The 22,625-nt window shown below is 38.0% G+C and carries 16 protein-coding genes and 2 pseudogenes; all 18 read left to right on the forward strand.

Features of this window, described 5'->3' with window-relative positions; all coding sequences use genetic code 11:
* Nucleotides 1-36: 36 nt before the first annotated feature.
* The 18 genes and pseudogenes from rseP to AB9L17_RS05935 all read left to right on the forward strand — a co-directional run bounded on the left by rseP (nucleotide 37) and on the right by AB9L17_RS05935 (nucleotide 22,389).
* Entirely contained in the window at nucleotides 37-1,305 is a 1,269-nt protein-coding gene (gene rseP / locus AB9L17_RS05850; protein WP_068983123.1) for an RIP metalloprotease RseP, read from the forward strand.
* Nucleotides 1,306-1,491: 186 nt separating this feature from the next.
* The gene (locus tag AB9L17_RS05855) at nucleotides 1,492-3,198 is read left to right on the forward strand and encodes a proline--tRNA ligase (protein WP_068983122.1); all 1,707 of its coding nucleotides are present in this window, start codon (nucleotides 1,492-1,494) and stop codon (nucleotides 3,196-3,198) included.
* A gap of 218 nt (nucleotides 3,199-3,416) precedes the next feature.
* A pseudogene (locus AB9L17_RS05860) lies at nucleotides 3,417-6,344 on the forward strand (PolC-type DNA polymerase III); the annotation flags it as partial.
* 725 nt (nucleotides 6,345-7,069) lie between these two features.
* The gene (locus AB9L17_RS05865; RefSeq protein WP_375200194.1) at nucleotides 7,070-7,534 is read left to right on the forward strand and encodes a hypothetical protein; all 465 of its coding nucleotides are present in this window, start codon (nucleotides 7,070-7,072) and stop codon (nucleotides 7,532-7,534) included.
* Nucleotides 7,429-8,895: a reverse transcriptase domain-containing protein gene (locus AB9L17_RS05870; protein ID WP_375200762.1), complete on the forward strand. Its 1,467-nt coding sequence runs from the start codon at nucleotides 7,429-7,431 to the stop codon at nucleotides 8,893-8,895. The genes AB9L17_RS05865 and AB9L17_RS05870 overlap by 106 nt, the downstream gene beginning before the upstream one ends.
* A 109-nt stretch (nucleotides 8,896-9,004) precedes the next feature.
* Nucleotides 9,005-10,408: pseudogene (locus AB9L17_RS05875) on the forward strand (PolC-type DNA polymerase III); the annotation flags it as partial.
* Nucleotides 10,409-10,764: 356 nt separating this feature from the next.
* The gene (gene rimP, locus AB9L17_RS05880; RefSeq protein WP_223552621.1) at nucleotides 10,765-11,235 is read left to right on the forward strand and encodes a ribosome maturation factor RimP; all 471 of its coding nucleotides are present in this window, start codon (nucleotides 10,765-10,767) and stop codon (nucleotides 11,233-11,235) included.
* A gap of 30 nt (nucleotides 11,236-11,265) precedes the next feature.
* Complete coding sequence (gene nusA / locus AB9L17_RS05885; RefSeq protein ID WP_068983120.1) at nucleotides 11,266-12,405, forward strand: transcription termination factor NusA; 1,140 nt, start codon at nucleotides 11,266-11,268, stop codon at nucleotides 12,403-12,405.
* 188 nt (nucleotides 12,406-12,593) lie between these two features.
* A complete protein-coding gene (gene rnpM / locus AB9L17_RS05890; RefSeq protein WP_068983119.1) occupies nucleotides 12,594-12,872 on the forward strand; it encodes an RNase P modulator RnpM in 279 nt (92 codons plus the stop codon).
* The gene (locus AB9L17_RS05895; protein WP_068983118.1) at nucleotides 12,869-13,177 is read left to right on the forward strand and encodes a YlxQ family RNA-binding protein; all 309 of its coding nucleotides are present in this window, start codon (nucleotides 12,869-12,871) and stop codon (nucleotides 13,175-13,177) included. Before rnpM ends, AB9L17_RS05895 begins: the two co-directional genes overlap by 4 nt.
* Before the next feature lie 14 nt (nucleotides 13,178-13,191).
* Nucleotides 13,192-15,471, forward strand: coding sequence for a translation initiation factor IF-2 (gene infB / locus AB9L17_RS05900; RefSeq protein WP_375200195.1), 2,280 nt, complete (start codon nucleotides 13,192-13,194; stop codon nucleotides 15,469-15,471).
* Nucleotides 15,471-15,749 carry a DUF503 domain-containing protein gene (locus AB9L17_RS05905; RefSeq protein WP_004225006.1) on the forward strand — a complete coding sequence of 93 codons (279 nt, stop codon included), beginning with the start codon at nucleotides 15,471-15,473 and terminating at the stop codon, nucleotides 15,747-15,749. Before infB ends, AB9L17_RS05905 begins: the two co-directional genes overlap by 1 nt.
* 107 nt (nucleotides 15,750-15,856) lie before the next feature.
* Nucleotides 15,857-16,198: a 30S ribosome-binding factor RbfA gene (gene rbfA / locus AB9L17_RS05910; RefSeq protein ID WP_068983116.1), complete on the forward strand. Its 342-nt coding sequence runs from the start codon at nucleotides 15,857-15,859 to the stop codon at nucleotides 16,196-16,198.
* Nucleotides 16,199-16,326: 128 nt separating this feature from the next.
* Nucleotides 16,327-17,238 carry a tRNA pseudouridine(55) synthase TruB gene (gene truB, locus AB9L17_RS05915; protein WP_223552622.1) on the forward strand — a complete coding sequence of 304 codons (912 nt, stop codon included), beginning with the start codon at nucleotides 16,327-16,329 and terminating at the stop codon, nucleotides 17,236-17,238.
* Between the two features lie 13 nt (nucleotides 17,239-17,251).
* The gene (gene ribF, locus AB9L17_RS05920; RefSeq protein ID WP_068983114.1) at nucleotides 17,252-18,214 is read left to right on the forward strand and encodes a riboflavin biosynthesis protein RibF; all 963 of its coding nucleotides are present in this window, start codon (nucleotides 17,252-17,254) and stop codon (nucleotides 18,212-18,214) included.
* A 193-nt stretch (nucleotides 18,215-18,407) separates the two neighbouring features.
* Nucleotides 18,408-18,677: a 30S ribosomal protein S15 gene (gene rpsO, locus AB9L17_RS05925; protein WP_068983113.1), complete on the forward strand. Its 270-nt coding sequence runs from the start codon at nucleotides 18,408-18,410 to the stop codon at nucleotides 18,675-18,677.
* A gap of 301 nt (nucleotides 18,678-18,978) precedes the next feature.
* On the forward strand, nucleotides 18,979-21,093 hold the full coding sequence (gene pnp, locus AB9L17_RS05930) for a polyribonucleotide nucleotidyltransferase (protein WP_223552623.1): 2,115 nt from the start codon (nucleotides 18,979-18,981) through the stop codon (nucleotides 21,091-21,093).
* A gap of 72 nt (nucleotides 21,094-21,165) precedes the next feature.
* Nucleotides 21,166-22,389: a M16 family metallopeptidase gene (locus tag AB9L17_RS05935; protein WP_223552624.1), complete on the forward strand. Its 1,224-nt coding sequence runs from the start codon at nucleotides 21,166-21,168 to the stop codon at nucleotides 22,387-22,389.
* Nucleotides 22,390-22,625: the final 236 nt, after the last annotated feature.

Raw genomic sequence — 22,625 nt, forward strand, 5'->3', positions numbered from 1 at the left:
ATATCGTTAACTATTCGCTTTTAAAGGTGGGGTATTATGCAAACAGCTATTGCATTTATTTTAATATTTGGCCTACTCGTATTCTTCCATGAATTCGGTCACTTCTTGTTTGCGAAACGCGCAGGAATCATGGTTCGAGAATTCGCAATTGGTATGGGACCAAAAATTTATGGGAAAACACATGGTGAAACAATCTATACGATACGCTTATTGCCGATTGGTGGATACGTTCGTATGGCTGGTGAAGACATGGATGGCGCCGAATTACAGCCGGGCTACCGCGTAGGGCTTATTGTAGATGAAGATAATGTGGTGAAGAAAATTATTTTCAATCAAAATAATAAGCAATTACCAGATTTATTATTTTTAGAAGTTGAGCGTGCCGATTTAGAAAAAGAATTGTTTGTAGAAGGTTATGATGAAGAAGAAAATTTAGTTCGTTACAATGTTGCAAGAGATTGTATGCTCGTAGAAAACGGTAGAGAAACGTTAATTGCACCATATGACCGTCAATTTAACGCTAAAACGGTTGGTCAACGTGCCATGACAATCTTTGCAGGTCCATTGTTTAACTTTATTTTAGCTTTTGTTATTTATTTGCTAATTGGATTATTTTATGGGGTACCTACGTATGAGCCAATCATAACAGAAGTTGTAGCAAATGATCCAGCTGCACAAGCAGGAATGGTTGCCGGCGATAAAGTAACTGCCATCGACGGACAAGCGGTTGAAAAATGGCAAGATTTGGCTGGAAATGTACAAGATCGTCCAGGTGAAACAATTAATGTAACAATTGAACGAGATGGACAAACAAAAAATCTTCCAATGACGGTTAAAGCAATGACAGATGAAAATACGGGTGAGACGTATGGTCAAATTGGTGTTAAGTACGAGAGCCCACGTGAATTTAATCCATTGAAGGCAGTTGTTTATGGCGCTCAAGAAACCTATAATATGACGGTTCGAATATTTGAGTTGCTAGGTATGTTAGTTACCGGTAAATTCACGATAGATGCGCTATCAGGTCCAGTTGGCATTTATAAAGCTACAGAAGCAGTAGCTCAATATGGATTCATGAATTTAATGAATTGGGCTGCAATGTTAAGTATTAACCTTGGAATTATGAACTTACTACCGCTCCCAGCACTTGATGGTGGTCGTCTATTATTCTTCGGCTACGAAGCATTACGTGGTAAGCCAATTGATCGACAAAAAGAGGGTCTTGTGCATTTTGTAGGTATCGTACTATTAATGATTTTAATGGTCATCGTTACATGGAACGATATACAACGATTTTTCTTTTAACTAAATTATCAAGTAAAACATAATTTAGAAAAAGCCCTAGCGAATATCACAATGACCGCCAAGGTGAAAACTGATTGAAAAAATAGCTTTGAGCGCAATTTTTTTGAAACATTGCGCTCAAAGCTAAATTTGTTTATGCTAATTAGAGTATAAAAACATATTTATTAAAAAAAGGTGGAACACTGAATGAAGCAAAGTAAAACATTAATCCCAACGCTACGTGAAGTACCTGCTGATGCAGAAGTAAAATCACATAAGCAATTACTACGTGCAGGGTTTATTCGTCAAAATACAAGTGGGGTATACTCGTATTTACCTCTTGCAAAACGTGTGTTGACAAAAATAGAAAATATTATTCGTGAAGAAATGGAAGCAATCAATTCAATTGAGCTTTTAATGCCTGCGTTACAATCTGCGGAACTTTGGCAGGAATCAGGTCGCTGGGAAAAATACGGACCAGAATTAATGCGTTTGAAAGACCGTCATGATCGCGATTTTGCATTAGGACCAACACATGAAGAAGTGATTACAACTTTAGTACGTGATGAAATTAAATCATATAAAAAGTTACCGTTAACACTTTATCAAATTCAAACTAAATTCCGTGATGAAAAACGTCCTCGCTTTGGTTTGCTACGAGGCAGAGAGTTTATTATGAAAGATGCATATTCTTTCCATGCAACACGTGAAAGCTTAGATGAAACATATGATGATATGTATCGTGCCTATTCAAATATTTTCTCTCGTCTTGGTTTAAACTACCGTGCAGTTATTGCAGATGCAGGCTCAATCGGTGGTAAAGGTACACATGAATTTATGGTGCTTTCAGAAATTGGAGAAGATACAATTGCCTATTCTGACACGTCTAACTATGCTGCGAACATCGAAATGGCAGAAGTTCTTGTAGACTATCAACCATCAGATGAAGCATTAAAAGACCTAGAAAAAGTGGCAACACCTGATCAAAAAACAATCGAAGAAGTATCGGCTTACTTAAATGTTGAGCCTTCAACTGTTATTAAATCATTAGTGTTTGACGTTGATGGTGAATTAGTTGTGGTACTTGCTCGCGGAGATCACGAAATTAATGATATTAAACTGAAAAATGCGCTTAATGCTGATTCTGTTGAACTTGCAAGTGAAGAGGCAATCCGTAATTTATTAGGTTGCGGAGTTGGTTCAATTGGTCCTGTTAAATTACCAGTAGACATAAAAGTAGTAGCTGACAATGCTATTAAATCAATCCGTAACGGTGTAGCTGGTGCAAATGAGGATGGATTCCACTTAGTAAGCGTTAATCCAGAGCGTGATTTTGCAGTAAATGAATACTTAGATATTCGTTTTATTCAAGTGGGAGATCCATCTCCAGATGGGCAAGGTACTATCAAATTTGCAGAAGGTATCGAGGTTGGACATATTTTTAAATTAGGAACAACTTACTCTGCAAAAATGAATGGTACATTCTTAGACGAACAAGGGAAGACACAGCCATTCATTATGGGCTGCTACGGTATTGGTGTATCACGTATTTTAGCTGCTGTAGCTGAGCATTTCCAAGATGAAAATGGTTTTATTTGGCCAACACAATTATCGCCATATGATATTCATGTTGTACCTGTTAATACAAAGGATGAAACACAAGTAGCCTTAGCTGATGAGCTGTATGGCTTATTGAAATCATACCGTTATGACGTGCTATTAGATGACCGTGCTGAACGCGCAGGGGTTAAATTTGCAGATGCTGATTTAATTGGATTACCTGTCCGTGTAACAGTAGGTAAAAAAGCAACTGAAGGTATTGTTGAAGTGAAATTCCGTCAAACAGGTGAAACGTTTGAATGGAAAAAAGAAGAGGTCATTGATCGCTTAAATGAATTTTTCCGCAAAAATTAACTCCTTTAGAACGGCTTGTCCCAAAAAGGATTAAATGGTATTAAAGAAAATTCGCACCACTCCTCGGGGACAGCGAGCCAAGCATGATTTTATAGCTTGTAGATAACCCGAGAAAAGGTAGCGAATTTTTTTCTTCGAATTTTAATCGTAAGTTGTTGGTAAGGAAATAAAATAAGGGGCATTGATACTGCCTCTTACTGAAAGTAGGTGTCAATAGATTGGAACAGCAACAAGAAGCAAGAATGAGGTTTCAAATGTTCTTGCAGCAACTAGAGTTAACAGATGATGTGTATATGTCCTTTTTTGAAGAAGGTGAATTATCACGGCTAACGGTACACAAAAAAAACAGGCTGTGGAATTTTACCATTAAATTACGAGATATACTCCCTTTTCCGCTATACCAACTTTTTCGTACTCGTTTGACTGAAAAATTTTCAGCTATCGCTCAAATTCACACCACTTTTGATACGGTAGAAAAAAATGTTACGGAGGAGCTTGTCCAAGGATATTGGTTAACTGTAGTAGAGCAAATAGATGAGATGGCGCCAACTTTAAAAAATTGTCTCGTATCGCAAATGCCAATGTGGAATGGGCAAAAAATCACATTATCCTGCATGCAAGAAATGGAATTTATGATGTTGAAAACAAAGTATGCAGAAAAGCTTTCTGAAAGCTATAGTCAATTCGGCTTTCCACACATTGTGATAGACTTTGTTCTTCAAGATCAATCGGAAGAAATGATTGCAGCACAGGAAGCTTTCGTGGAACAGAAGCGTTTAGAGGAGGCAGCTTTATCCCAGCAAGCGATACAAGATTACCAAAAACGTGAGAAAGAGAAGAAAGAAAATCCAGCTCTTGCTAACCTTGGTGACCGTCCATTTCAGCTCGGTATGTTAATTAAAGACGATGAAACTATGGAAATTAAACGCATTGTTGAAGAAGAACGCCGTGTTATTATTGAAGGATTTGTTTTTGATACAGAAGTTAAAGAACTAAAAAGCGGCCGTTCTTTATTACAAATTAAAATTACCGACTATACGGATTCCATCGTTGTAAAAATGTTCTCACGTGATAATGATGATGCGGAACTTATGCAACATTTGAAAAAGGGTATGTGGGTAAAGGTCCGAGGCTCCGTACAAACTGACACATTCATTCGTGATTTAATCGTTATGGCAAATGATATCAATGAAATCAAAAAAGCAACACGACAGGACAAGGCACCAGAGGGAGAGAAACGAGTAGAATTGCATTTGCATACACCAATGAGTCAAATGGATGCTGTGACACCAGTTGATCGACTTGTTGCACAGGCTGCAAAATGGGGTCACCCAGCCGTGGCTATTACCGACCATGCTGTTGTGCAATCCTTCCCAGATGCTTATGCAGCAGGGAAAAAGCATGGAATAAAAGTTATTTATGGCTTGGAAGCTAATTTAGTAGACGATGGTGTACCGATTGCTTATGCTCCTGAGCACCAATTATTAGCTGATGCTACCTATGTCGTGTTTGACGTAGAGACGACAGGTCTATCTACTGCTTACGATACGATTATTGAGCTTGCTGCAGTTAAGATTAAAGATGGAAATGTGATCGACAAATACGAAAGCTTTGCCAATCCACATCACCCATTGTCAGCGACGACTATTGAATTGACAGGCATTACAGATGATATGGTACGAAATGCGCCTGAAGTGGAGCAAGTCATTAAGGAGTTCCATGCATTTATTGGAGATTGTATTGTCGTAGCCCACAATGCATCGTTTGATATTGGCTTTTTATACACAGGCTATAAAAAATTTGGGCTAGAGGGAACAATTCATCCTGTTATTGATACGTTGGAGCTTGCCAGATTGCTTTATCCAACGATGAAAAACCATCGTTTAAATACACTTTGTAAAAAATTCAATATTGATTTAACCCAGCATCACCGAGCTATTTATGATACAGAAGCAACAGGTTACTTGCTTTTACAGCTGTTAAAAGATGCAGATGAATTAGATATTAAATACCATGATGACTTTAATAAGCATATTGGTGGTGGAGATGCTTATAAAAAGGGACGACCAATGCACTGCACAATATTAGCAGTAGATAATGCTGGACTAAAAAATTTATTTAAAATAGTCACACACGCCCATACAAAAACTTTCTATCGTGTACCTCGCGTAACACGAGCAGTTCTAGAGCAATATAGAGAAGGTTTATTAGTAGGATCAGGTTGTAGCAACGGTGAATTATTTGAAACCATGATGAATAAATCCCCCGAGGAAGCAGAGCAAGTTGCGAGATTTTATGATTACATTGAAGTTCAACCTAAAGCAGTGTACGCACCGTTAATTGAGCGCAATGTCGTACGTGATGAATGGACACTTGAAGATATTATTCGCAAGTTAGTGAAGCTAGGGAAGAAGATCGATAAACCTGTTGTAGCAACTGGTAATGTGCATTATTTAGATCCGATAGACGGGAAGTTCAGACAAATACTAATCGGCTCTCAAGGTGGTGCCAACATTTTAAATAGATCGAAGCTGCCTGAGGTTCATTTTAGAACGACTGATGAAATGCTTGAGGAATTTGACTTTTTAGGACCAGATCTTGCGAAAGAAGTAGTTGTGACAAACTCACAAAAAGTCGCCGATATGATTGGTGATGTTAAGCCAATTAAAGATGATTTATATACACCGAAAATTGAAGGCTCTGATGATGAGGTAACAAATTTAACGTATGAAATGGCTCATCATATATATGGAGAAGAGCTACCAGAAATCGTGAAAGCCCGAATTGAAAAGGAATTAAAGTCAATTTTAGGACATGGTTTCGGTGTAATTTACTTAATTTCTGCGAAGCTTGTGAAAAAGTCATTAGCGGATGGTTATTTAGTAGGTTCTCGTGGTTCGGTAGGATCTTCATTAGTGGCAACTTTTATGGAGATTACTGAAGTAAATCCACTTCCACCTCATTATGTTTGTCCAAATTGTAAGCATTCCGAGTTTTTTGATGATGGTTCAGTAAGCTCTGGTTTTGACTTACCAAATAAAGATTGTACAGAATGCAGTACACCTTATAAAAAGGATGGTCAGGATATTCCATTCGAAACGTTCCTTGGCTTTAAAGGTGATAAGGTACCTGATATCGATTTGAGTGCGACACGTTGTTAACTGAAAAGGTTAACCACCTTAGTTGGTAGAACTGCTATTTCGAAGTGTGGAATGACAGAGTAACGCCTTGAAACACACTCGCTGAAGCTACGACAAGCGTGAACGGTATTGCAAACACCAAAAACGTTTGAAGCTCGTTAAAGTAGGCTGAAGTTCACCCAAACAATTCGGCTGTGGAAAGAGGGATAAAAATCTCTTGTGAATGATAGGTCTGGCGTCTATAAAATTCCTATGGTTAGAAGCGGTAGAATAATCGAGACGAACCCTCGACTGACTTTTCGTGAATGTCACGTAGTAGAAATGCTACGGGGTCCAGTGAGGACTTCTAGGTGTGGATGAGTAAGTGTTAGGTTATGAAAATCCATATTGTGTTACAGGCACAATCTAGCCTAGCGGAATTTAGAGGGAACCTACGGGAATTATGTACAGATAGAAATAGTGGAACGTGTGAAGCTCCTAACGTAAGAGAAGGTTGCACTTCAATGACGACGGTGTATGAAAAGGCAAATCGCTATAACATACTTTAAAGGAGTGGCAGTAGTGCCGTAGTACTGATGAAGAGATGCTGTTGATGACTGAATAACCAATAAGTCGGAGGGAAAAACATTTCAGAGGGAAGGGCACAAGTCGTTAACGTTGAAACAAAACCTACAAAAGTCAGATTCGTGTATGACTATAGAGAACGAAAACTTCGTAAAGGAAGTGATTAGTTGGCTGACTTAATGATTCAAAAGCTAAGAAATAACGAATATTTTGGCTTACAAGAGACATTTGATAATCTCTTTAAAGAAAGCGAAAAGGGTCGATACTTTACAGATATTTATAAGTTGATAATTTCTGAAGAAAATATCTTACTTGCCTTTCGAAACCTAAAAAGTAATACAGGTAGTAAAACGAAAGGAACAAACGGACACACAATTAAACATTTAAACAAAATGAATGTCGATGAGCTAGTAAGGATAATAAGAAAAAGACTTGAAAACTACACACCACATTCGGTTCGAAGGTTGTTTATTCCAAAGCCAAACGGAAAAATGAGACCACTTGGAATTCCAACAATTGAAGATAGATTGATTCAGCAAATGCTCCTACAAGTGTTGGAGCCGATTGTAGAAGCCAGGTTCCTCCTCAAAGCTACGGATTCAGACCCAAAAGAAGCACACATGATGCATTAGCAAGATGTTACCATCTGGTTAATCATAGCCATCAGCATTTTGTGGTCGATGTAGATATAAAAGGATTTTTTGATAACGTTAATCATAAAAAGCTAATGAGGCAATTATGGACAATTGGTATAAGGGACAAAAAAGTTTTAACTATTATTAAAAAGATGCTAAAAGCTGAAATTACAGGTGAAGGTATTCCGACAAAGGGTACTCCACAAGGTGGTATCTTATCCCCACTACTTGCTAACGTAGTGTTGAACGAATTAGATTGGTGGATATCGAACCAGTGGGAAACAAAGTCAACGAAAGTACCATATAAACTGAAAAGAAATAAAACGGATGCTCTAAAGAAAACAAGGTTAAAGCCTATGTACCTTGTCAGATACGCAGATGATTTTAAAATCTTCACAAACTCTTATGAAAACGCTCGAAAGATTAAAATAGCTGTTGAAAAATGGCTAAAAGAACGACTAGGGCTTGAGGTAAGTGAAGAAAAAAGTAAAATCACAAATCTACGTAAAAATGGTACAGATTTTTTAGGGATACGATTTAGGGCTGTTCAAAAAGGGAATGCTAAAACAGGTTATATTGTAAATTCGAAAATGGACCCAAAAGCAAAAGAAAAAGTGCGAGGGGTTATAAGGCATCAGTTAGTTAAACTTAGAAAAAGTCCTACTCCAGAAAAAGTGATGAACTTTAATGCAAATATTCTTGGACTGCATAACTATTACAAGATTGCAACAAGAATATCCCAAGACTTTAATGATATAAGACATCTAATTCATCCGAACATCAAATCATTGATGTTTAGAAACATATTCGTGAAAACGAAGGAAACAAACAACGTCATTGATAAATTTTATGGGGATTACAATTATCAAAGATTTAAAAGTAATGGATTGCTGGTATATCCTATTGAAGCAATTCGACATGATATACGAGGACAGAGAAAGCCTGAATTTACGATTTACAATGAGAAAGACAGGTCCTCAATTCATAAAGATTTAAAACATGTGTCTGTTCGTGAAATTGAGATGTTTCGTAAAGGAATATATAAAGCTAAAAGTGTTTTGTATGAAAATAATCGCCTTAGCAAATATGTGGCTCAAAAAGGAAGTTGCGGTATAACAGGAGAAAGACTTACTCCGCATCAAGCCGTTTGTCATCATATTAAGCCGACAGCTCACGGTGGAACTGATGACTATGATAACTTGATTATTATCAATAGGAGTTATCATATGCTTGTTCATACGAAAGACCCGCTTGCTAATAAAGATTATGTAAAGAAGTTAGCTCGATTCGAAAAGAAAGCAATAAATAAAATAAACGAACTAAGAACGGAAGTAGGAAATCCAAAGCTTAGTTTATAAATTTCAACAAAGTTAACGATGGAACGCCGTATGACGCCGAAAGGGTCACGTACGGTGTGGGACGGGGGAAAAGCTAGAGATAATATCAAATGCTTACCTATCGTCATATTTTTCTGGTGAATATCAACCACAAGCTCATAACTACACGAAGGTTTTATTCGGTGAAGATTATGTATATCGTGCTGGGACAATCGGTACAGTTGCAGAGAAAACAGCGTATGGCTACGTTAAGGGCTATGCTAATGATAACAACCTACATTTCCGTGGTGCTGAGGTAGATCGGTTAGTGCAAGGTTGTACAGGCGTAAAACGTACAACAGGACAGCATCCTGGGGGAATTATCGTAGTACCAGACTATATGGATATTTACGATTTCTCACCAGTGCAGTTCCCTGCGGATGCACAAGATGCTGAATGGCGTACAACACACTTTGATTTCCATTCTATTCACGATAATATTTTAAAACTTGATATTCTAGGGCACGATGATCCAACTGTGATTCGGATGTTGCAGGATTTATCAGGAATAGATCCAAAAACCATTCCAACAGATGATCCAGTCGTTATGAAAATCTTTAGTTCCCCAGAATCTTTAGGCGTAACAGAAAAACAAATAGGCTGTAAGACAGGGACACTTGGAATTCCTGAATTTGGTACTCGTTTTGTACGCCAAATGCTTGAAGATACAAAGCCATCAACATTTTCGGAGCTTGTGCAAATTTCAGGACTTTCACACGGAACAGACGTGTGGCTTGGTAATGCACAAGAATTAATTCAAAATGGTACATGTGTACTGAAAGAAGTAATTGGCTGTCGTGACGATATTATGGTGTATTTAATTTACCAAGGGCTAGAACCGTCACTGGCGTTTAAAATTATGGAGTCTGTGCGTAAAGGGAAAGGATTATCAGAAGAATTCGAAGCAGAGATGCTAGCGAATAAGGTACCTGGTTGGTATATCGAATCATGTAAAAAGATTAAATATATGTTCCCGAAAGCCCACGCCGCTGCTTACGTTTTAATGGCAGTTCGTATCGCGTGGTTTAAAGTGCATTTCCCGATACTTTACTATGCGGCGTATTTCACAGTACGTGCAGATGATTTTGATTTAATTGCCATGGTACAAGGCCCTCAAATGATTCGTGCAAAAATTGATGAAATCAATATGAAAGGCTTAGATGCCTCAACAAAAGAAAAAAACCTATTAACTGTAATGGAACTAGCACTTGAAATGTGTGAGCGCGGCATGAACTTCCAAAAGGTGGACTTATATCGTTCGCAGGCAAGTGAATTTGTTATTGAGGGGAACTCTTTAATTCCACCGTTCGATGCGATTCCTGGACTCGGTACGAACGTTGCTAAACAAATTGTGGTAGCACGTGAGGACGGAGAATTTTTATCGAAGGAAGATTTACAGCAACGTGGTCGTGTATCCAAGACATTAATAGAATACATGGATCAATTGGGCTGTTTAGAAGGGATGCCTGATGCCAATCAGCTATCACTTTTCTAATGTCCTTCAATATTGAAGCGGTTAGTCTAATGACATCACCATCAATAATGAATAACTTATTTGATTTATGAACAAATTAAGCACAAATTTCAGATTCCAGACACAATTATTGCTTTGCCTAATAGATGTCTAGAAAAAGGAAATTTGCATTGTGCTGTAAACTATGCTATCCTTATGGTAATAATTTGTTGATAATTTTCCAGCAAAAGAGTGGGTCCTTCCCGCTCTTTTCTGTTGTTATACCGTAGCAAAACAAATTTTTTACTAACAGCAGGTAAGACCGTTAAATTTCACCAAAGCTACTGGTGGAATTTCTGTTTTATTACGCCAGAATTTGATAGATACAGGAGGAAACAATGAGCAAAGTACCATCTTTAATTGAAGAGCTCGCCAAACCGATTGTTGAAGAGTTGAATCTTGAGTTAGTGGACGTCGAGTTCGTAAAAGAAGGACGTAACTGGTTTTTACGTGTTTATGTGGATACACCTGAGGGTGGAATTGACATTGAACAATGTGCTCAAGTTAGTGAACGACTAAGTTTGCTATTGGATGAAAATGATCCAATTACACAAAACTATTATTTAGAAGTTTCTTCACCTGGAGCAGAACGTCCATTAAAAAAAGATGCTGATTTTGAAAAAGCGATTGGCAAATTTATTTATGTTAAAACCTATGAGCCCATCAAGGACATGAAGGAATTCCAAGGCTACTTAACGTCATATGATGAACATACATTAATGATAGAAGTACGCATTAAAACGCGTAAAATTACAGTAACAGTTGAACAAGAAAAAATCGCATTGGCACGACTAGCTATCGATTTTTAAGCATAATGCATATTTAGGAGTGAAAACAAAATGAGTAGTGATTTGTTAGATGCGCTCAATGCGCTAGAAGAACAAAAAGGAATTTCAAGAGATGTGTTAATTGAAGCGATTGAAGCGGCATTAGTTACAGCTTACAAACGCAACTTCAATCAAGCACAAAATGTCCGTGTTGACCTAAACTTAGATAAGGGCTCTATCCGTGTCTTTTCACGTAAAGATGTTGTTGAAGAGGTAGAGGATGACCGTTTAGAAATTTCTGTTGAAGATGCAAAGGCTATCAATCCTGCATACCAGTTAGAAGATGTGGTTGAACAGGAAGTGACTCCACGAAACTTTGGTCGTATTGCCGCACAAACAGCGAAACAAGTTGTTACTCAACGTGTACGTGAGGCAGAACGTGGTCTAATTTACGAGCAATATGTGGATCGTGAAGATGATATCGTCACTGGTGTAGTTGAGCGTCTAGATGCTCGTAATATTTACGTAGGTCTAGGAAAAGTAGAGGCTGCCTTACCACAAAACGAACAAATTCAAGGTGAAACATATCGTCCACATGATCGTATCAAGGTCTATATTACAAAGGTTGAACGTACAACACGCGGACCACAAGTCATTGTTTCACGTACACATCCTGGTTTATTACGTCGCTTATTTGAGATGGAAGTACCTGAAATCTATGAAGGTATTGTAGAAATCAAATCAATTGCTCGTGAAGCAGGAGATCGTTCTAAAATTTCTGTTCATGCACATAACGAAGAGGTAGATCCAGTAGGTTCATGTGTAGGAGCAAAAGGCGCTCGTGTACAAACAATTGTAAATGAATTAAACGGCGAAAAAATCGATATCGTTGAATGGTCAGAAGATCCAGTTGTTTTTGTAGCAAATGCACTTAGCCCATCAAAGGTTTTAGATGTTCAAGTAAATGAAGAAGAAAAATCTACTACGGTTGTCGTACCAGACTATCAATTATCATTAGCAATTGGTAAACGTGGTCAAAATGCACGTTTAGCTGCAAAGCTAACTGGCTGGAAAATTGATATTAAGAGTGAAACAGATGCTCGTGAGGCAGGTATTTATCCATCTGCTACAAGCACTTTCATACCTGCTGAGGATGAAGAAAGTGATTTTGCTGATGTTGCAGTTGACTTATATCAAGACGACGAAGAATAAGTAAGAAAGCCCGTGTGACTAGTTAGCTGCCATTATTCAGTGGGCGTTGGGTTGCGCCGACTGAATAATGGCAGAGTCTACAACGAAAATTGTCATGGATTTATTGATTGTAAATCTGGACTCTGACCAAGGTAGAGCATGGCTAGTCCACCTCTTACGACAAGCTTCAGAGAGGAAAGGTGATTCTTATGGCTATTAATAAAAAAGTACCTCTTCGAAAATGTGTAGCTACTGGAGAAATGCTACCTAAGAAGGAAATGATTCGTGTCGTTCGTTCGAAAGAGGGCGAGGTAAGTGTTGATGTTTCCGGAAAAAAACCCGGACGTGGTGCCTATGTTTCTAAATCGGAAAAGGCGATTGAAATTGCCCGAAAGAAAAATGTTTTAGGGCACCAACTTGATGTGAAAATCCCTGAAGAAATCTACGATGAGCTTATTTTGCTAATTCGTAGGGAGTCTATTATATGATGAATCAAGCAGTGTTTAATTTGCTTGGGATAGCGGCAAGAGCACGTAAAGTTATATCAGGAGAAGAGTTAGTAGTAAAGGAAGTCCGCAATGGGAATGCTAAGCTAGTACTGCTTGCAAACGATGCTTCTAAAAACTCTAGCAAAAAAATTCAAGATAAATGCACGTACTATAACGTTGAGTATCATGTAATTGGTGATCGTTATGATCTAGGACATGCTACAGGTAAGGAGGCCCGAGTGGCTTTAGCTATTACCGATAAAGGTTTTGCAAGCAAATTGTCTAGTCTACTCAACGAAAAATAATCGGGGGTGAGCAGATGACCAAAATCAGAGTTCATGAATATGCGAAACAAGTGAATAAAACGAGTAAAGAGGTTATTGACGCACTAAATCAATTAAATGTAAGTGTAACAAATCATATGTCAATGTTAGAAAAAGACATAGTATCAAAGTTAAACCAATCATTTAAAGTTACAAAAGAAGTGAAGAAACCTACTCAAAACGTATCGCAAAAATCACAAGCTAATGGCCAACAAAAACCACAGCAATCGGTGAAAAAGCAAGAAGGGCAAAGGCAGCAATCTGCTACTTCTAAGCCTAAAGTTAATAATCAGCAACAAACGCATCAAAACTCAAATTCGTCTAACGAAAAATCTAAGAATATAAAAGGTAACCAAAATCGAAATATGACACAAAATAATAATAATAACAATAATAATAATAATCGCAGAGGTGGCGGTGGTTACAACCAACGTCCAAAACCAGGAATTCACGGCGGAAAACGACGCCATCCAAAAACACATCAACCAAGTCTACCAGTGAAACAAAAGGAATTACCAGAAAAAATTACTTTTGTTGAATCACTATCAGTAGCAGAATTAGCAAAAAAACTGCACCGTGAACCATCAGAAATTATTAAAAAATTATTTATGCTTGGTGTAATGGCAACAATTAACCAAGAATTAGATAAGGATGCAATTGAATTAATTTGCGCAGACTATGGTGTAGAAGTTGAAGAAGAAATTCGTGTAGATATTACGGATTTAGAAACACACTTCGAGCAAACAGAAGAAGTTAACGAGGCGGACTTATCAGAACGTCCTCCTGTAGTGACAATAATGGGGCACGTTGACCATGGTAAAACTACATTATTAGACTCTATTCGCAATACAAAAGTTACAGCTGGAGAAGCTGGAGGTATTACTCAGCATATCGGTGCTTATCAAGTAACTGAAGGCGACAAAAAAATTACGTTCCTTGATACACCAGGACACGCAGCTTTCACAACAATGCGTGCACGTGGTGCGAAAGTAACAGACTTAACAATTTTAGTGGTAGCTGCGGATGATGGCGTTATGCCACAAACAGTAGAAGCGATTAACCACGCAAAAGCAGCAGAAGTACCAATTATCGTTGCAGTCAATAAAATGGATAAACCATCAGCTAATCCAGACCGTGTAATGCAAGAGTTAACGGAGCATGGTCTAGTTCCGGAAGCTTGGGGCGGAGAGACTATTTTCGTACCAATCTCAGCATTAAAAGGTGAAGGCATTGACACATTACTTGAAATGATTTTACTTGTCGCTGAAGTTGGAGAATTAAAAGCAAACCCTGATCGCTTAGCACTTGGTACAGTAATTGAAGCGCAGCTAGATAAAGGTCGAGGCTCTGTTGCAACACTTTTAGTACAAGATGGAACATTAAAAGTTGGGGATCCAATTGTTGTTGGCCATACTTTTGGTCGAGTACGTGCGATGGTAAATGATAAAGGTCGTCGTGTGAAAGAAGCTGGACCATCAACACCAGTAGAAATCACAGGTTTAAATGAAGTACCACAAGCTGGTGACCGTTTCGTTGTCTTTGAAGACGAAAAAACAGCACGCCAAGTTGGTGAAACTCGTGCAATGTCAGCAATTCAAGCACAACGCTCAGAAAAGCAACGTGTAACGCTTGATAACTTATTCGAACAAATGAGTCAAGGCGAAATGAAAGAGCTTAACTTAATTGTTAAAGCTGATGTTCAAGGTACTGTAGAAGCTATGGCTGCATCATTAATGAAAATTGATGTTGAAGGCGTAAACGTGAAAATTATTCACACTGGTGCTGGGGCGATTACAGAATCAGATATTTCTCTTGCAGCGGCTTCAAATGCAATTGTTATTGGCTTCAACGTTCGTCCAGATATCAATGCAAAACGTGCAGCAGAAGAAGAAGGCGTGGATATTCGTCTACACCGCATTATCTATAAAGTAATCGAGGAAATTGAACAAGCAATGAAAGGTATGCTTGATCCAGAATTCGTAGAAAAAATTATTGGTCAAGCAGAAGTTCGACAAACAATTAAAGTATCAAAAGTTGGTACTATTGCTGGTTCATACGTAACAGAAGGTAAAGTAACTCGTGATTCTGGCGTACGTATAATCCGCGAAAATGTAGTAATTTTTGAAGGTGAATTAGATACACTAAAACGTTTCAAAGACGAAGTTAAAGAAGTTGCAAAAGGTTACGAATGTGGTATTACAATTACAAACTTCAACGATATTAAAGAAGGCGACATTATTGAAGCCTACATTATGGAAGAAGTTAAACGCGTATAATGATTGTTTATGCAGAGGTTGAATTTATTATTCAAACTGCCCATTCGTTGAAGGAAAAACGTGCTGTTCTACAGCGTATGATTACCCGCACGAAGCAAAAATTTAATGTATCCATTGCGGAAATTGACCATCAAAATGTATGGCAACGCACCAAATTAGCGCTTGTTGCTGTTTCTTCATCAAAAGAAGCAGCAGAGCGGGAAATTAATCATGCGCTCCATTACTTACAGTCAAATCCATCATGGGAACAGCTAAATGTGTGGCGAGACTATTTATAAGTAACAAAAGATGTTGTGTTATACGTGATTAACCCTTACCTTGCGAGTAAATATTTGTGCAAGTGAAGGACACAACTATCTGTACATCGAAATTGAGGTGACAAACTATGTCTCTACGCTCAAACCGTGTCGCTGAGCAAATGAAAAAAGAGCTTGGTGATATTATTGGACGTAAAATAAAAGATCCGCGTGTTGGTTTCGTTACTGTTACTGGTGTTGAGGTAACAGGTGATTTACAGCAAGCGACCATTTATATTACAACTCTAGGCAATGAACGTGAAAAAGAGGAAACACTAAAAGCTTTAGTAAAGGCTTCTGGTTTCATTCGCTCAGAAATCGGTACACGAATCCGTTTACGTCGTACACCAGAACTAATCTTTGAATTCGATTCATCGATTGAATATGGGAACCGTATTGATTCATTGCTACGTAATTTACACAAAGAATAAGCCTAACATAAAAAGTCTGCCAAATGCATGTTTATGCAGGCAGACTTTTTACATTCATAGAAATGCTATAGATAAAATGAAGCAAAAATTAAATATACGAAAAACGAATTGATTTTAGGAGGAAATTTATGAACGGTATTTTACCGCTGTGGAAGGAACGTGGCATGACGAGTCATGATTGCGTCTTTAAATTGCGAAAAATTTTACGTACTAAAAAAGTAGGACATACAGGCACGCTTGACCCAGGTGTAGAGGGTGTTCTTCCGATTTGTATAGGTCAAGCAACACGTATTGCAGAATATTTAACGGATGCAGGAAAAACCTATGAAGCCGTGATTTCAATTGGACGTACAACGACAACTGAGGATGCAGAAGGAGAAACGGTTGAGCAAGATCATACGATTAAAAAGTTCACACGTACTCAATTGCAAGAAGTTTTAGCTTCGTTAACAGGTGTCATTACTCAAACGCCACCAATGTTTTCAGCGGTCAAAGTAAATGGTAAACGCCTTTACGAATATGCTCGAAAAGGTGAAATTGTTGAAAGACCCTCACGTCAGGTTACTATTTATGCATTAGAGTTGCTAGAAGATGTAGAAATATATGAAGGTCAAGACATTGTATTTCCAGTCCGAATAGCATGTAGTAAAGGGACGTATATTCGTACACTAGCTGTGCAAATCGGAGAAGCACTTGGCTATCCTGCACATATGAAAGAGCTCGTACGCACAGCCTCAGGTACATTTACGCAAGAAAATTGCTTTACATTGGCGCAAGTTGCTGAGCTGATGGAGGCTGAACAAATCGATACATGCATTTTACCAGTTGAGTATGCACTAACAGATTATCCATACATTGAGATCACTTCTGCTAATGAAAAAGAAATTTTCAATGGACAAGTGCTTCCCGCAGATGCATTATTAAAGATACATGATAAAATTGTTTTTGGAATCAATGGGAAAGCAATTGCGGTGTATCAAGCCCATCCTACAAAGGAAGGGTTTATGAAGCCACATAAGATGTTTCCGACGATAGAGTAGGAGGATTTTTTGTATGGAGGTCATTCATTTAAAATACCCACATCAACTACAGCAACGAGAAAGCATGCAGCCCTATTCATTGGCACTTGGCTTTTTTGATGGTGTACATAGAGGGCATCAGGCAGTTATTAAAGCAGCGAAGGAAGAAGGAGACAAGCGTCAAATTCCAACAGCTGTTATGACATTCGATCCACATCCTTCTGTAGTGTTAGGCGGACGTAACGAAAAGGTTTTTTATATTACGTTACTACAGCAGAAATTACAGCTTTTTGAAGAACAAGGTGTAGATACAGTATTTGTTGTACATTTCACATCTGATTTTGCAAAGCTCTCACCTGTTGCATTTATTGATACATTTATTCGTGAGTTGAACATCCAACATGTTACAGCTGGCTTTGATTATTCTTTTGGTGCTTTTGGTAAAGGCACAATGGAAGATATGCGTACATTGAGTAATGGCGATTATGGTGTGACGGTTGTTGACAAGAAAACCGACAACATCGAAAAAATTAGCTCTACACGTATCCGTAAGCTTTTGCAAGAGGGAGATATGGAAGAAGCAAGATTGCTTTTAGGACGACCATTTGAAATTACGGGTATCGTTGTCCATGGTGATAAGCGAGGACGTACAATAGGTTTCCCAACTGCAAATGTTCAAGCATTAGAGGGTACTTATATTCCAGCAAGCGGTGTGTATGCGGTTCGTTTACGTGTACAAAATAACTGGTATGATGGTGTATGTAATGTAGGCTATAAACCAACATTTAAAGATCCAAACGACAAGCAATTGTCCATCGAAGTCCATATATTAAACTTCGAAAAAAATATCTACGGTGAAGAAGTGCATGTCGCTTGGTATAAACGTATAAGAAGTGAACGAAAATTCGATGGTATTGAAGCATTAAAAGCACAAATCGAAAAAGATAAACAGGAAGCAATTGAATATTTTAACGTGTTTCAACAACAATCTAAATGAAGTAGTGCCAAATTCAGTTAGTTATTAAATCTGCTTTAGCATATGAATAGGCTTACGTTAATGCTTGCTTGACCTTTTGATTTATGGTAACATTCATAAGTGCATAATATGCTTAACCTTAGCTCGGTATATCGATAACTCCAACGTGTACTGTGCTAATGGGGATTAACAATTATTTAGGAGGTCCATACAAATGGCTATTTCAAAACAACGTAAAAACGAAATTATTGCTGAGTTCCGTACTCACGAAAGTGATACTGGTTCTCCAGAAGTACAAGTTGCAGTATTAACAGAGGAAATTAACGCCCTAAATGCTCACTTACGTACACACAAAAAAGATTTCCACTCTGAGCGTGGTCTTCTTAAAATGGTAGGTCGTCGCCGTCACTTATTAAAATATCTTCGTGAAACTGACGTACAACGTTACCGTGAACTAATCACTCGTTTAGGCTTACGTCGCTAATTGTCAATCGAAAAGCGGGATTAATCCCGCTTTTTCTTTATGTTTATAAACAATGAGAAGATGACAAGCTTTGAAAACAAGCGTATATGGCGTGAATCTTAATAGTTTCTCTATTAAATCAAGTTAAAAAACACTGTTTCAATAAAATACAGAAATAAATCCTAAATAAATTGGCAATAACTGAATTTAAATGTATGATTATTTCATGAAATATTTAGCATAGAACAAGCATTTTTGGTACACTTACTATTAGTACATACAGACGAAGTAAGTGTTTTTATAATAGAGAGGGGTTCATTGAATGAACGAAAAGAAAGTCTATTCCTATGAATGGGCTGGCCGTCCACTTGTAATTGAAGTTGGACAGTTAGCGAAACAAGCAAATGGGGCCGTATTAGTACGCTATGGTGATACATCTGTACTTTCAACAGCAACAATGTCAAAATCACCGAAACCACTTGATTTCTTCCCATTAACAGTAAACTACGAAGAACGTTTATATGCAGCAGGTAAAATTCCTGGAGGCTTTATTAAGCGTGAAGGACGTCCATCTGAAAAAGCAATACTAGCAAGCCGTTTAATTGACCGTCCAATTCGCCCGATGTTCCCAGACGGTTTCCGTAATGAAGTACAAGTGATTTCAATGGTTATGTCTAACGATTCGGATTGCACGTCTGAAATGGCTGCAATGCTTGGTTCATCATTAGCGTTAGCTATCTCGGATATTCCATTCGACGGACCGATTGCAGGTGTACAAGTTGGATATATTGACGATAAATTTATTGTGAACCCAACAGTGGAACAATCTAATCAATCAACAGTCCATTTATCTGTAGCAGGTAACAAGGATGCTATCAACATGGTTGAAGCAGGTGCACTAGAAGTACCAGAAGAAGTGATGTTAGAAGCCATTATGTTCGGTCATGAAGAAATCAAAAAAATTATTGCTTTCCAAGAGCAAATTGTTGCAGAAGTAGGGAAAGAAAAATTACCGGTAACATTATTTGAAATTGATGAAGCGATTCAAGCAGATATAAAAGCTGCTTGTGAGACTGACATGCATGATGCCATTCAAACTGCAGAAAAACATGCACGTGATGAGGCTATTCAAGCGGTAAAAGACCGTATTATTGCTTCTTATGAAGAGCAAGAAGCGGATGAAGTAACAATGAAGCAAGTTTATACAATTCTAGATAAAATGGTTAAAGACGAAGTACGTCGTCAAATCACAGAAGATAAGGTTCGTCCAGATGGTCGTAAGTTAGACGAAATTCGTCCACTTTCTTCTGAAACAGGCTTATTACAACGTACTCACGGTTCAGCATTATTTACGCGTGGACAAACACAAGCACTTTCTATTTGTACATTAGGTGCACTTGGTGATGTACAAATTATCGACGGTTTAGGTGTGGAAGAATCAAAACGCTTTATGCATCACTATAACTTCCCGCAATTCTCTGTAGGGGAAACTGGACCAATTCGTGGACCAGGTCGTCGTGAAATCGGTCATGGTGCACTAGGAGAACGTGCTCTTGATGCGGTTATTCCAGACGAATCTGTATTCCCATATACAATCCGTTGTGTATCAGAAGTACTTGAGTCAAACGGTTCTACATCGCAAGCTTCTATCTGTGCTTCAACGTTAGCGATGATGGATGCTGGTGTTCCATTAAAAGCACCTGTAGCAGGAATTGCAATGGGTCTTATTAAAAAAGGCGAACATTACTCTATTTTAACTGATATTCAAGGTATGGAAGACCACCTTGGAGATATGGACTTTAAAGTTGCTGGTACAGCTAAAGGTGTAACAGCACTTCAAATGGACATTAAAATTGATGGTTTATCACGCAATATTTTAGAAGAAGCATTAACACAAGCTAAAATTGGCCGTATGCACATTTTAGAATCAATGATTGCTACTCTTGCACAACCACGTGAAAAATTATCTGCATTTGCACCGAAAATTGTAATCGTGAAAATTAATCCTGATAAAATTCGCGATGTCATCGGACCTGGTGGTAAACAAATTAACAAAATTATTGAAGAAACTGGCGTAAAAATTGATACAGAGCAAGATGGTACAATTTACATCTCTTCTGCAGATGAAGAAATGAACGCTCGTGCAAAACAAATTATCGAAGATATCGTACGTGAAGCAAAAGTTGGCGAGTATTACTTATCAACAGTTAAACGTATTGAAAAATTCGGTGCGTTCTGTGAAATATTCGCAGGTAAAGATGGCTTACTTCACATCTCTGAAATTCAAGAAGAACGTACAAAACAAGTTGAAGATGTATTGAAACTTGGCGATCAATTACTTGTAAAAGTTATTGAAATAGACAAGCAAGGTCGTGTGAATTTATCTCGTAAAGTAGTTATACAAGAGGAAAAAGAACGCGCTGAGCAAGATAAATAATAAATTGTAGAAAAGGCTGCGTATAATGCGTAGCCTTTTTTAAATCAAGCAATGTTTATGGGGGGAGATTTTTTGGTACAAGTACATACATGTCAGAATGGTGTGCGTATTGTCTCTGAGCAAATCGATCATGTAAGGTCTGTTGCGCTGGGTATTTTTGTTAATGCGGGATCTCGTTATGAGCTTCCTGAGGAAAATGGCATTACACATTTTATAGAACATATGCTTTTTAAAGGGACTAAAACTAGAACAGCTCGTCAAATTGCTGAAGAATTTGACCGAATTGGTGGGGAGTTAAATGCCTTTACATCCAAGGAAAACACTTGTTATTATGCAAAGGTTTTAGACCATCATGCTGAGCTTGCAGTCACAATATTAGCAGATATGTTCTTTAATTCTACGTTTGCAGATGAAGAATTAGAGAAAGAACGACAAGTTGTGCTAGAAGAAATATTAATGAGTGAAGATGCACCTGATGACGATGTCCATGAAAAACTATGGGAAGTTATGTATCCAAACGATGCACTCGGTCGTCCAATTCTAGGAACTGCGGCTACTTTACAAACATTTACAGCAGATAAGATACGTAACTATATGGCTAAACATTATGGTCCAGAATCAGTTGTTATTTCAATAGCGGGAAATATTTCTGCAAAGCTTATGCAAACAATTGAAGACTTATTTGGCCAATATCAGCCATCTTCATTTGCGGTTGAGCCTGTGCTTTCGAATCCTGATTTTTATCCAGGAGAGATTTCAAAAACTCGCGATACGGAGCAAGCGCATTTGGCCATTTCTTATCCAGCAATTGGTGTAAAGGATCCAGATATGTATAGCTTTATAGCACTTAATAATATTATTGGTGGTAATATGAGCTCTCGATTGTTCCAAGAAGTACGTGAGGAACGTGGTTTAGCTTATACCATTTTTTCTTACCAATCTTGTTATGCTGATGTTGGAGCATTTACGATTTATGGCAGTACAAGTCGTCAGCAATTATCACAGCTTCAGCATACAATTGATGCGACATTACTTGATATCGTAGCAGGTGGCGTAACAGAGGAAGAACTGGATAATGCGAAAGAGCAACTTAAGGGGAGTTTTGTGCTCGGTCTAGAGGGGACAGGAGCGCGTATGAATCGTAACGGTACAAGTGAATTAGTGCATCGTAAACATCGATCAGTAGACGAAGTATTAGCGTCAATCGATGCAGTCTCAATGGAATCAGTAGATCGTTTAATAGCAAAAATCTTGAAAGCTGAGCCAGCCATTTCAATTATTGGCCCTGAAGCGTAAAAAAGGTTGCCCATTTAGGCAACCTTTTCTCGTTAAGGAAACTATAGATTTTTTTGCTTGTGGATATTCCAAAGGCTCCATTACGCTTTCTTATAATAGCGTGTTCTGGTATTATGTTTACTTCCTCATTTCTTCCTTTAAATATGCCTTATTCATAAATCAGTACCATCTTCACTTTCATAATCGGGTCTGGTCCACTTGTTAGTTCATCTAAAAGTGACAGTGCTAATGCAAAG

Origin of the sequence: Lysinibacillus sp. RS11 (assembly GCF_042019215.1) — a bacterium.
Classification (GTDB): Bacteria; Bacillota; Bacilli; order Bacillales_A; family Planococcaceae; genus Lysinibacillus; species Lysinibacillus xylanilyticus_A.

Excerpts from the sequence above, each read along its gene's own strand:
- rbfA (WP_068983116.1), top strand. The coding sequence starts at position 15,857 with ATGTCTCTACGCTCAAACCGTGTCGCTGAGCAAATGAAAAAAGAGCTT.
- ribF (WP_068983114.1), top strand. The coding sequence starts at position 17,252 with ATGGAGGTCATTCATTTAAAATACCCACATCAACTACAGCAACGAGAA.
- nusA (WP_068983120.1), top strand. The coding sequence starts at position 11,266 with ATGAGTAGTGATTTGTTAGATGCGCTCAATGCGCTAGAAGAACAAAAA.
- rseP (WP_068983123.1), top strand. The coding sequence starts at position 37 with ATGCAAACAGCTATTGCATTTATTTTAATATTTGGCCTACTCGTATTC.
- pnp (WP_223552623.1), top strand. The coding sequence starts at position 18,979 with ATGAACGAAAAGAAAGTCTATTCCTATGAATGGGCTGGCCGTCCACTT.
- rimP (WP_223552621.1), top strand. The coding sequence starts at position 10,765 with ATGAGCAAAGTACCATCTTTAATTGAAGAGCTCGCCAAACCGATTGTT.
- rpsO (WP_068983113.1), top strand. The coding sequence starts at position 18,408 with ATGGCTATTTCAAAACAACGTAAAAACGAAATTATTGCTGAGTTCCGT.
- AB9L17_RS05855 (WP_068983122.1), top strand. The coding sequence starts at position 1,492 with ATGAAGCAAAGTAAAACATTAATCCCAACGCTACGTGAAGTACCTGCT.
- infB (WP_375200195.1), top strand. The coding sequence starts at position 13,192 with ATGACCAAAATCAGAGTTCATGAATATGCGAAACAAGTGAATAAAACG.
- truB (WP_223552622.1), top strand. The coding sequence starts at position 16,327 with ATGAACGGTATTTTACCGCTGTGGAAGGAACGTGGCATGACGAGTCAT.
- rnpM (WP_068983119.1), top strand. The coding sequence starts at position 12,594 with ATGGCTATTAATAAAAAAGTACCTCTTCGAAAATGTGTAGCTACTGGA.
- AB9L17_RS05905 (WP_004225006.1), top strand. The coding sequence starts at position 15,471 with ATGATTGTTTATGCAGAGGTTGAATTTATTATTCAAACTGCCCATTCG.
- AB9L17_RS05895 (WP_068983118.1), top strand. The coding sequence starts at position 12,869 with ATGATGAATCAAGCAGTGTTTAATTTGCTTGGGATAGCGGCAAGAGCA.